Source organism: Mitsuaria sp. TWR114, assembly GCF_007997345.1.
Window position 1 is genome coordinate 1 of the sequence record NZ_VOSR01000281.1, and the last position, 2,619, is coordinate 2,619.

The 2,619-nt window shown below is 69.7% G+C and carries 3 protein-coding genes and 1 other RNA gene; all 4 read left to right on the forward strand.

Annotated features, from left to right (window positions below):
* Window positions 1-930: Gfo/Idh/MocA family protein (locus FUT87_RS11930; protein ID WP_147241150.1), on the forward strand; the 930-nt coding region annotated here is incomplete at its 5' end.
* Window positions 931-956: 26 nt separating this feature from the next.
* An RNA gene (gene rnpB / locus FUT87_RS11935) (RNase P RNA component class A) lies at window positions 957-1,292 on the forward strand.
* Between the two features lie 87 nt (window positions 1,293-1,379).
* Window positions 1,380-1,847, forward strand: a complete 468-nt coding sequence (locus FUT87_RS11940; RefSeq protein WP_147241151.1) for a GNAT family N-acetyltransferase — start codon at window positions 1,380-1,382, stop codon at window positions 1,845-1,847.
* 130 nt (window positions 1,848-1,977) lie between these two features.
* Window positions 1,978-2,619: acyltransferase (locus FUT87_RS11945; protein ID WP_147241152.1), on the forward strand; the 642-nt coding region annotated here is incomplete at its 3' end.

Consider the following 2,619-nt stretch of genomic DNA (forward strand, 5'->3'; position numbering starts at 1 on the left):
ATGCTGGCGCGGCTGGCCGGGCATGCGCGACTGCGCGTCACCCAGGTCTGGGACGAGAACCCGGTGGTGCTGGCGCAGGTGCTGGCGAACGACCCGATGCTGCGCGCCGCCAGCAGCGCCGAGGCGCTGATCCGCGAGCCCGGCCTGCACGGCCTGTACATCGCCACGCCGCCAGGGCCGCACATCGCGCTGTCCGAGCGCGCCTTCGACGCCGGGCTGCCGGTGCTGTGCGAGAAGCCGCTCACCACCGACTTCGCCGCCGCTCGCGCCTGCATCGAGCGCATCGAGCAGGAACGGCGCCGGGCCGCCGTCAACTATTCGCTGGCCTCTTCGACCGGCCTGGCGCAGCTGCAGCTGGCCTTCGGCGCGGCGTCGCGGCGGCCGCTGGGGGCGCTGCACGATGTCCGCATCGAGCTGCGCTTCGCCGCCTGGCCGCGGCCCTGGCAGGCCGGCGCTGGCGCCTGGCTGTCGCAACGCGCCGAGGGCGGCTTCACGCGCGAGGTGCTGTCGCACTTCATCTTCGTGCTGCAGCGGGTGCTGGGTCCGGCGCGCGTCGTGCGCAGCGAGGTCGTGTATCCGGCAGACGGCGTCGGCTCGGAGCTCTCCGTCGAGGCGGAGCTGAGCGCGGCGGGCGTGCCGGTCATGATCAGCGCGGGCATCGGCGGCGAGCGCGCCGACGACAACCGCATGCTGTGGCGCGCCAGCGAAGGCGAGATCGAGTTGCGCGACTGGTTCGGCGTGACGCAGCAGCGCCAGGGCGAGCGTGTGCAGAGCCTGGGCGACGCCGAGACCCTGCGCATGAACGGCATGACCGACCAGCTCGGTCACTGGGCCGCGATGCTGGAAGGCCGCTCGCACAGCCTCCCCGGCTTCGCCGAAGCGCTCGCAGTCCAGCAAACCATCGAAGCGATCCTCGCCGGGAAGGCTTGACGTCGTCGGGTAGACTCACGCCCCGTGAAGCGAGCCAGACCGCCGCTGGTGCAAGCGTGGAAACACGGCACTGGAGGAAGGTCCGGACTGCATAGAGCGGCGTAGCAGCTAACGGCTGCCCGGCGAAAGCCGAGGATCAGAGCAACAGAGACGAGTCGGGACCGGCGCAAGCCGGTTTCGGGTGAAACGGGCAATCTCTACGCGCAGCAACACCAAGTAGGCCAGCGTTGATGCGGCTCGCAGAGCTGGCGGGTAGGTGGCACCGAGCCGGGCAGTGATGCCCGGCCCAGATGAATGGCGGTCACGCGGCGAATCGCAAGAGGAGCCGCGCACAGAATCCGGCCTATCGGCTTGCTTCACCTTTATGACGATTTGCAAGCGAACGTTGGCTTGCAAAGGCTTTCAGGGATTTCCCGCGCACTGGGCACATCGGTTGCTACCGTGCAGGCATGCAGATCGAACCCCTGGACCCCCACAGCCCCGCCGCGAGGTCCCTGCTGGCGCAGTCGGACGCGTACATGGCGGCCCTCTACCCCGGCGAAAGCAATCACCTCTTGGATCCCCAGGCGCTGGCCCAGCCGCAGGTGCGCTTCATTGGCGTCTGGCTCGCGGAATGGCTGGCTGGCTGCGCGGCGGTGAAGGTCGTTGACGACGATGCCGACGGCCCTTACGGCGAGATCAAGCGGGTCTTCGTCCAACCGCATTTCCGGGGACGCGGCATTTCCAAGGTGCTGATGGAAGAACTCGAGTCCCATCTCAGGGCACGAGGCATCGGACTGGCGCGCCTGGAAACCGGCGTGCACCAGCCGGAGGCGCTCAAGCTCTACGAGCGCCTGGGTTATGACCGCCGCGCGCCCTTCGGCGACTACACCGACGACCCGCTGTCCGTCTTCATGGAAAAGCGCCTGTCGGCCTGAGGCCGCCCTCCCCCCTAGAACCTAGTCCCCTCGACGAGTTCCCCCGCCCTGGGGGACGGGCGGCGGCCACGCGGGCCGGCGTCGACATACCGTGCGGTCTGCCCTGGTTTACCCGCAGCAGCGCCGCCCGATGGCCCCCACCGACCGCCACGCCCCCAAGCTCGCCTCCATCGAGGCCGCCCGCGCGATCGCCGCACTGGCGGTGGTGCTGATGCACGCGACCCATCTGATGCGGGTGCCGCAGTTCTCGGGCCACGTCGGGCTCGGAGGCCTGTTCGACTTCGGTTATGCCGGCGTCGACTTCTTCTTCGTCCTGAGCGGCTTCATCATCACCTTCGTCCACCACGCGGAGCTCGGCGGCGGCGCGGCGCGCTGCCCGGGCTACCTGTGGAAGCGCTTCGTGCGCGTGTTCCCGATCTACTGGATGGTGCTGGCGATGACCGCCGGCCCGTCGATCCTGGCCCGTCTGGCGACCGGGCGCACGCCGATCTCGGAACTGGGCGCCGACGACCTCCCCGGCACGCTGCTGCTGTGGATCGGCGGTGGCGCGCCGGAATACGTCGGCGTGGCCTGGTCGCTGCAGTACGAGGTGCTCTTCTACCTGAGCTTCTGCGTGCTGCTGCTGCACCTGCGCGGCGGCCTGGCGCTGTACGCGCTGTGGGCCGCGCTGGTGGTCGCGCAGGCCTTCGGCCAGTTGCCGGCCGCCCTGCCCTGGAAGCTCGGCGATCCGCACTGCCTGCAGTTCCTGATGGGCGTCGCCACCGGGCTGATG